Genomic DNA, 8,057 nt, shown 5'->3' on the forward strand with positions numbered 1-8,057 from the left:
AAGCGACGACAGGAGACGAGACATGAAGCTGATGCGTATCGGCATGCCCGGGGACGAGACCCCGGCGGTCCTGGACGAGGACGGCACCACGTTCGACCTCAGAACCCTCACCACGGACATCGACGGACCGTTCCTCGCCTCGGGCGGGATCGACCGCGTCCGGCGGGCGCTCGCGGGAGGCGAGCTGCCGCGCCTCGACGTCACCGGCCGGCGGACGGGGGCACCGGTGGCCCGGCCCGGCAAGGTGGTGTGTGTCGGTCTCAACTACCGCGACCACGCCGAGGAGACCGGTGCGCCCGTCCCCGAGCGGCCGGTGGTGTTCATGAAGGACCCCTCCACCGTGGTGGGCCCGTACGACGACGTGCTGATCCCGCGCGGGTCGGTCAAGACCGACTGGGAGGTCGAACTCGCGGTCGTCATCGGCCGTGAGGCCCGCTATCTGGAGAGCCCGGAGGAGGCGGCCGGCCACATCGCCGGGTACGCCGTCAGCCACGACGTGTCCGAGCGGGAGTTCCAGCTGGAGTTCTCCCCCCAGTGGGACCTCGGCAAGTCCTGCGAGACCTTCAACCCGCTCGGCCCCTGGCTCGTCACCCCCGACGAGGCGGGCGACCCCCAGACCCTGAGCCTGAGCCTGGCCGTCAACGGCGAGGTCCGCCAGAACGGCCACACCAAGAACATGGTCTTCGACGTCGCGCACCTCGTCTGGTACCTGAGCCAGTACATGGTGCTGCGCCCGGGAGACGTCATCAACACCGGGACCCCGGCCGGCGTGGCCCTCGGCCTGCCCGGCACCCCCTACCTGCGCGCGGGTGACACCGTCGAGCTGTCCGTCGACGGCCTCGGCACCCAGCGCCAGACGTTCATCAACGCGTGAAAGGCACCGAGTTGTCCGCATCCGCAGCGCGGATCACCGCCGTCGACACCTACGACATCCGCTTCCCCACCTCGCGGGAACTGGACGGGTCCGACGCCATGAACCCCGACCCCGACTACTCCGCCGCCTACCTCGTCCTGCGCACGTCCGCGGGCGACCACGAAGGCCACGGCTTCACCTTCACCATCGGCCGCGGCAACGACGTCCAGGTCGCCGCCATCGACGCCCTGCGCGAGCACGTCGTCGGCAGGAGCGTCGACGAGCTGTGCGCCGACCCCGGAGACCTCTACCGGGCGCTCGTCGGAGACAGCCAACTGCGCTGGCTCGGACCGGAGAAGGGGGTGATGCACATGGCGATCGGCGCCGTCGTCAACGCGGTCTGGGACCTCGCGGCCAAGCGCGAGGGCAAGCCGGTCTGGCAGTTCCTCGCCGACTCCGACCCGGAGTGGCTGGTGAGCCAGATCGACTTCCGGTACATCAGCGACGCGCTCACCCGGGACGAGGCCCTGGAACTGCTGACCAAGGGCAGGCAGGGTGCGGCCGAGCGCTCCGCCGGCCTGCTGCGGCAGGGCTACCCCGCGTACACCACCTCTCCCGGCTGGCTGGGCTACTCCGACGAGAAGCTCACCCGCCTTGCCGAGCAGGCCGTCGCGGACGGCTTCACCCAGATCAAGCTCAAGGTCGGCGCCGACCTCGACGACGACATACGCCGCTGCCGCGCCGCCCGGGAAGCCGTCGGACCGGACATCCGCATGGCGATCGACGCCAACCAGCGCTGGGACGTCGACCAGGCGATCGAGTGGACCAACGCGCTCGCCGAGTTCGACCCGTACTGGATCGAGGAACCCACCAGCCCGGACGACGTCCTCGGCCACGCCGCCATCCGTCGCGGCGTCCATCCGGTCAAGGTCGCCACCGGCGAGCACGTCCAGAACCGCATCGTCTTCAAGCAGCTCCTCCAGGCCGGCGCCGTCGACGTCCTCCAGCTGGACTCCGCCCGCGTCGCCGGCGTCAACGAGAACCTCGCCATCCTGCTGCTCGCCGCCAAGTTCGGCATCCCCGTCTGCCCGCACGCCGGCGGCGTCGGACTGTGCGAACTCGTCCAGCACCTGTCGATGTTCGACTACGTGGCGCTCTCCGGCACCACCCAGGACCGGGTCGTCGAGTTCGTCGACCACCTCCACCAGCACTTCCTCGACCCGGTCGTGATCGACCGCGGACACTACCGGGCCCCCACCACGCCCGGCTTCTCCGCCGGCATGAAGCAGGCCAGCATCGACACGTACACCTTCCCGCACGGCGCCTTCTGGGTCGCCGACGCGGCCGAGGACACGGAGGGACGGGCATGACGACCGAACTCGCGGGGCTCACCGCCCTGGTCACCGGCGGTGCCTCCGGCATCGGCCTCGCCACCGCCCGGCTGCTCGCCGACCGCGGAGCGGACGTCGCCGTCCTCGACCTCGATCCGAGCGGCGTCCCCGCCCCCCTGCGGGGCTTCACCGCCGACGTCTCCGACGACGAGTCGGTCCGCCGCGCCGTGGAGGCGGCAGCCGAGATCCTCGGTGGCATCGACATCCTGGTCAACAACGCCGGTATCGGGGCCGCCGGTACCGTCGAGGACAACCCGGACGCGCAGTGGCACAGCGTCCTCGACGTCAACGTCCTCGGCGTCGTCCGCACCACCCGGGCCGCCCTGCCGCACCTGCGGCGATCGGCACACGCCGCGATCGTCAACACCTGCTCCATCGCCGCGACCGCCGGACTGCCGCAGCGCGCGCTGTACTCGGCCAGCAAGGGCGCGGTGCTGTCCCTCACCCTCGCCATGGCCGCCGACCACGTCCGCGAAGGCATCCGGGTCAACTGCGTCAACCCCGGCACCGTCGACACCCCGTGGGTCGGCCGCCTTCTCGGCGCCGCCGCCGACCCCGCCGCGGAGCGCGCCGCACTCGAAGCGCGCCAGCCCACCGGACGGCTGGTCTCCGCCGACCAGGTCGCCGCCTCCATCGCCTACCTCGCCTCCCCCGCCGCCGGCAGCACCACGGGCACCGCCCTCGCCGTCGACGGCGGCATGGCCGGACTGCGCCTGCGACCGGAGCCGAAGCCTTGACCCTGGACCAGAACGCACTCGGTCGCAGCACCGTACGGGTCACCGAGCTCGCCTTCGGCGCGGCCGCGATCGGCAACCTGTTCACCGCCGTCACCGACGCCGAGGCCGAGCAGGCCGTCCACACAGCCTGGGACGCGGGCGTACGGTACTTCGACACCGCCCCGCACTACGGCCTCGGCCTGTCCGAACGGCGCCTGGGCGCCGCCCTGCGCTCCCGCCCCCGGAACCAGTACGTCGTCTCCAGCAAGGTCGGCCGCCTCCTGGAGCCGACACCGGGAGCCCCGGGCGACGACCTCGCGAACGGCTTCGCGGTCCCCGCCACCCACCGCCGGCGCTGGGACTTCAGCGCACGGGGTGTACGACGGTCGATCGAGGGAAGCCTGGAGCGGCTCGGCCTCGACCGGATCGACATCGTCTACCTCCACGACCCGGACGACCACGCCGGGCCGGCTCTCGACCAGGCGTACCCGGAGCTCGACCGGATGCGCCGCGAGGGAACCGTCGGCGCGATCGGCGTCGGCATGAACCAGGCAGACCTCCTCGCCCGCTTCATCCGCGAGACCGACCTCGACGCCGTCCTCCTCGCCGGCCGCTACACGCTCCTCGACCAGGGCGGCCTCACCGAACTGCTGCCCCTCGCCACCGACCGCGGCGTGGACGTCGTCATCGGCGGCGTCTTCAACTCCGGCCTGCTCGCCGACCCGCGCCCCGGCGCGACGTACGACTACACCGCCGCGCCGCCCGACCTGCTGTCCCGGGCCCTGGACCTCAAGACCGTCTGCGAACGTCACGGGGTGCCACTGCGCGCAGCCGCCCTCCGCTTCCCCCTCGGGCACCCGGCCGTCGCGAGCGTCCTCGTCGGCACCCGCAGCGCCGCCGAGGCCCGCGACGCGGCCGCCATGCTCGCCCACGCCGTACCTGACGCGTTGTGGGCGGAACTCAGGGAACGCGGGCTGCTGCCCGTGGACGTCCCGACCCCCGGGGAGGCGAGCTGATGCGCGTCGCCCTGTTCCTCACGTGCTTCAACGACACGATGTTCCCGGACACCGGTCGGGCCGTGGTGACCGTCCTCGAACGGCTCGGCCACACGGTGGACTTCCCGCTGGAGCAGACCTGCTGCGGGCAGATGCACTACAACACCGGCTACCGGCCGGAGGCCGTTCCCCTGGTGGACCGCTTCGCGCGGACCTTCGACGGGTACGACGCCGTGGTCACGCCCTCCGCGTCCTGCGCCGGCATGATCCGCGACCAGCACCCCGTCCTCGCCCGGGACCACGGATCCGCCGCGCTCCAGCGCCAGGTCGCCGAAGTGGTGCCCCGCGTGCATGAGTTCACCGAGTTCCTCGTCGACGTGCTGGACGTGACAGACGTCGGTGCACGGTTCCCGCACCGGGTCGCGTACCACCCCACCTGCCACTCCCTGCGCGGCCTGCGACTCGGCGACCGGCCGCACCGGCTCCTGCGTGCGGTGAAGGACATCGAGCTCGTCGACCTGCCGACCGCCGACGCCTGCTGCGGTTTCGGCGGCACCTTCGCCGTCAAGAACGCCGAGACGTCGAGCGCCATGCTCGCCGACAAGACCCGGGGAGTCCTGGACAGCGGTGCCGAGGTGCTGTGCGCCGCCGACAACTCCTGCCTGATGCACATCGGCGGCGGACTGTCCCGAAAGGACAGCACCGTACGGACCATGCACCTGGCGGAGATCCTGGCGCAGGACGAAGGAGCCGGACGATGAGCACCCCTGGTGACCGCGGAGTCGTCTGGCTCGGCTCCCCCTCCTTCCCCGACGCCGCCCGCGAAGCGCTCAAGGACACCCAGCTGCGCGCCAACCTGGCCCGGGCCACGTCGACGATCCGCGACAAGCGGCTCGCCGTCGCCTCCGAGCTGGACGACTGGGAAGAGCTGCGGACGTCGGCCGCCGCCATCAAAAGGCGGACCGCCCGCCATCTCGACCACTACCTGGTGCAGTTGGAGGAGTCCGTCACGGCCGCCGGAGGCACGGTCCACTGGGCATCCGACGCCGCCGAGGCCAACCGCATCGTCACCGACCTCGTCCGGGCCACCGGCGAACGCGAGGTCGTGAAGATCAAGTCGATGGCGACCCAGGAGATCGGCCTCAACGAGCACCTCGCCGACGCCGGGATCACCGCGTACGAGACCGACCTCGCCGAACTCATCGTCCAGCTCGGCGACGACCGCCCCTCCCACATCCTCGTCCCCGCCATCCACAAGAACCGCACGGAGATCAGGGACCTCTTCGCCGCCGAGATGGGCCACTGGGGAGAGCCGGCGCCCGACGGCCTCGGCGACGAACCGGCCGAACTCGCCGAGGCGGCCCGCCGCCACCTGAGGCAGAAGTTCCTCACCGCCAAGGTCGCCGTGTCCGGCGCGAACTTCGCCGTCGCCGACAGCGGGACCGTCGTCGTGGTGGAGTCCGAGGGCAACGGCCGGATGTGCCTGACCCTGCCGCAGACCCTCATCACCGTCATGGGCATCGAGAAGGTCGTCCCCACCTGGTCCGACCTGGAGGTCTTCCTCCAGCTCCTGCCCCGCTCCTCCACCGGCGAGCGGATGAACCCGTACACGTCCACCTGGACCGGCACCACCGACGGCGACGGACCGTCCGCGTTCCACCTGGTTCTCCTCGACAACGGCCGCACCGACACCCTCGCCGACACCGTCGGCCGCCAGGCACTCGCCTGCATCCGCTGCTCCGCCTGCCTCAACGTCTGCCCGGTCTTCGAACGGACCGGCGGCCACGCCTACGGATCGGTCTACCCCGGCCCGATCGGCGCCGTCCTCACCCCCCAGCTCGTCGGCGTCGAGAACGCCGCCTCCCTCCCCTTCGCCTCCACCCTGTGCGGCGCCTGCTACGACGCCTGCCCGGTGAAGATCGACATCCCGGAGGTACTGGCCCACCTGCGGGCCGAGGTCGTCGAGGCCGAACGGGCGGACCGGCGCGCCCCTACCCCTGAGGCCCTGGCCATGAAGGCCGCCGCCACCGTCCTCGACTCACCGGCACTGCTCGGCGCCGCCCAGAAGGCCGCGAGCCTCGGCGGCCGCGCCCTCGCCCGGCGCGGCCGCATCGGCCGCCTGCCGGGACCGCTGCGCGGCTGGTCCGACACCCGGGACACCCCCGTACCCCCGGCCGAGTCCTTCCGTACCTGGTGGCGCAAGAACCGCTCGCAGAACGAAGGGGAACGATGAGCAGCCGCGACGCCGTCCTCGGCCGCATCCGTGCCGCACTCGCCGACGTCCCGCCCGACGAGACACCGGACGACGTGCCCGTACCCCGCGCCTACCTCCGCAGCCACACCGCGCCCGGCGAGGATCTCGTCACCCTGTTCGTGGAACGGGTCACCGACTACCGCGCCACAGTCCACCGCACCGACAAGGCCGGACTGACCGGCGCGATCGCCGCCGCACTCGCGTCCCGCGGTGTCGACCACCTGGCCCTGCCGAGCGGCTTTCCCGTCGAGCTGCTGCCTCCCGGCCCCTGGACCTGGCACAGGGAACCGCTGGACGTGTCCGACGTGGACGCGCTGCACGGGACGCTCACCCTCGCGGCGGCCGGCATCGCCGTCACCGGGACCGTCGTTCTCGACACCGGTCCCGGCCAGGGCCGCCGCAGCCTCACCCTGATCCCCGACTACCATCTGTGCGTCGTGTACGCCGAGCAGATCGCCGCCGACGTCCCCGACGCCCTCGCCCGGCTCGACCCGACCCGGCCGCTCACGTTCGTCTCCGGGCCTTCCGCCACCAGCGACATCGAACTGAACCGCGTCGAAGGGGTCCACGGCCCCCGCACCCTGGACGTCATCGTCGTCGACCCCACCCACCCGGAGAAACCATGAGGATCGCCCTGCACACGCGCGTCCGCGCGGACCGGATCGAGGAGTACGAGGCCGCACACCGGGAGGTGCCCGAGGAACTCACCGCCGCCATCCGGGCCGCGAGGGTCGACTCCTGGACGATCTGGCGCAGCGGCGGCGAACTCTTCCACCTCCTCGAATGCGAGGACTACGCCCGCCTGCTCGCCGAACTCGAACACCTGCCGGTCAACGTCGCCTGGCAGGCGCGTATGGCCGAGCTCCTCGATGTGTCCCACGACTACTCCGAGCACGGCGCCGGAGCCGGACTTCCGGTGGTGTGGCAGCTGTGACCGACCGGCAGATCATCGACGCGCACCACCACGTCTGGGACCTGACGGTGCGCCCGCAGCCCTGGATCACCGGCGAGGCGCTCGCGCCGCTGGCCCGCTCCTTCTCGGCGGGCGACCTCGCCGCCGAGGCACGAGCGGCCGGAGTCGCCGCCACCGTCGTCGTCCAGACCGTCTGCGTCCCCGAGGAGACACCCGAGCTCCTGGCCCTCGCCGCCGAGAGCGATCTCGTCGGCGGCGTCGTCGGCTGGACCGACCTGACCGCCCCCGGCATCGCCGACGCGATCGCCGCCCTGCGCGAAGGACCGGGCGGAGACCGGCTGGTGGGCGTCCGCCACCAGGTGCAGGAGGAGAAGGACCCCGGCTGGCTGCTGCGGCCCGAGGTACAGCGCGGGCTGGCCGCCGTCGCCGACGCCGGTCTCGCCTACGACCTCGTCGTCACACCGGACCAACTGGCCGCCTGTGAGACGGCGGCGGCGCGGCTCGACGGGCTGACCTTCGTCCTCGACCACCTCGGCAAGCCGCCGATCGGCAGCGGATCCCTCGAACCGTGGGCCGCGGCCGTACGCCGCCTGGCCGCCCTGCCCCACACGGTGTGCAAGCTCTCCGGCATGGTCACCGAGGCCGCCCCCGGCGCATGGCGGGTCGAGGACCTCGCTCCCTACGCAGACACCGTCCTGGACGCCTTCGGCCCTCGGCGGCTGCTGTTCGGCTCGGACTGGCCGGTCTGCACGCTCCAGGCCTCCTACGGCGAGGTGGTCCGCACCGCCGAACGCCTCACCGCCCGGCTGAGCCCGGCGGAGCGGGACGCGGTCCTCCGCGGCAACGCGGTCGATGTCTACGGCCTCGGTCCTCACGCACGGGAGTGACCTATCCTGCACGGACCACCATGCGAGAGAGGCGAGGTCGTGCCAGTC

At 72.1% G+C, this 8,057-nt stretch carries 9 protein-coding genes; all 9 read left to right on the forward strand.

The genetic code is table 11. The features are described 5' to 3' along the window. Window positions 1-22: 22 nt before the first annotated feature. The 9 genes from IE237_RS36760 to IE237_RS36800 are packed head-to-tail and all read left to right on the forward strand — an operon-like array spanning window position 23 to window position 8,009. A complete protein-coding gene (locus IE237_RS36760) occupies window positions 23-874 on the forward strand; it encodes a fumarylacetoacetate hydrolase family protein (protein ID WP_189806525.1) in 852 nt (283 codons plus the stop codon). Window positions 875-885: 11 nt separating this feature from the next. Then, window positions 886-2,223, forward strand: a complete 1,338-nt coding sequence (locus IE237_RS36765) for an L-fuconate dehydratase (RefSeq protein ID WP_189806526.1) — start codon at window positions 886-888, stop codon at window positions 2,221-2,223. Further along, entirely contained in the window at window positions 2,220-2,981 is a 762-nt protein-coding gene (locus IE237_RS36770) for an SDR family NAD(P)-dependent oxidoreductase (RefSeq protein WP_189806527.1), read from the forward strand. Before IE237_RS36765 ends, IE237_RS36770 begins: the two co-directional genes overlap by 4 nt. 2 nt (window positions 2,982-2,983) lie before the next feature. Further along, window positions 2,984-3,976 (forward strand): aldo/keto reductase, encoded by a 993-nt coding sequence (locus tag IE237_RS36775; protein ID WP_189806547.1) that lies wholly within the window; start codon window positions 2,984-2,986, stop codon window positions 3,974-3,976. Then, window positions 3,976-4,716 (forward strand): (Fe-S)-binding protein, encoded by a 741-nt coding sequence (locus IE237_RS36780; RefSeq protein ID WP_189806528.1) that lies wholly within the window; start codon window positions 3,976-3,978, stop codon window positions 4,714-4,716. Before IE237_RS36775 ends, IE237_RS36780 begins: the two co-directional genes overlap by 1 nt. Continuing rightward, complete coding sequence (locus IE237_RS36785) at window positions 4,713-6,188, forward strand: LutB/LldF family L-lactate oxidation iron-sulfur protein (protein ID WP_189806529.1); 1,476 nt, start codon at window positions 4,713-4,715, stop codon at window positions 6,186-6,188. The genes IE237_RS36780 and IE237_RS36785 overlap by 4 nt, the downstream gene beginning before the upstream one ends. Beyond that, on the forward strand, window positions 6,185-6,835 hold the full coding sequence (locus tag IE237_RS36790) for a LutC/YkgG family protein (RefSeq protein WP_189806530.1): 651 nt from the start codon (window positions 6,185-6,187) through the stop codon (window positions 6,833-6,835). The genes IE237_RS36785 and IE237_RS36790 overlap by 4 nt, the downstream gene beginning before the upstream one ends. Further along, window positions 6,832-7,143 carry an L-rhamnose mutarotase gene (locus IE237_RS36795; RefSeq protein WP_189806531.1) on the forward strand — a complete coding sequence of 104 codons (312 nt, stop codon included), beginning with the start codon at window positions 6,832-6,834 and terminating at the stop codon, window positions 7,141-7,143. The genes IE237_RS36790 and IE237_RS36795 overlap by 4 nt, the downstream gene beginning before the upstream one ends. Then, window positions 7,140-8,009 (forward strand): amidohydrolase family protein, encoded by an 870-nt coding sequence (locus IE237_RS36800; protein WP_229843911.1) that lies wholly within the window; start codon window positions 7,140-7,142, stop codon window positions 8,007-8,009. Before IE237_RS36795 ends, IE237_RS36800 begins: the two co-directional genes overlap by 4 nt. Window positions 8,010-8,057 lie beyond the last annotated feature (48 nt).

Source organism: Streptomyces tanashiensis (assembly GCF_014648895.1).
GTDB classification, from domain to species: Bacteria; Actinomycetota; Actinomycetes; order Streptomycetales; family Streptomycetaceae; genus Streptomyces; species Streptomyces tanashiensis.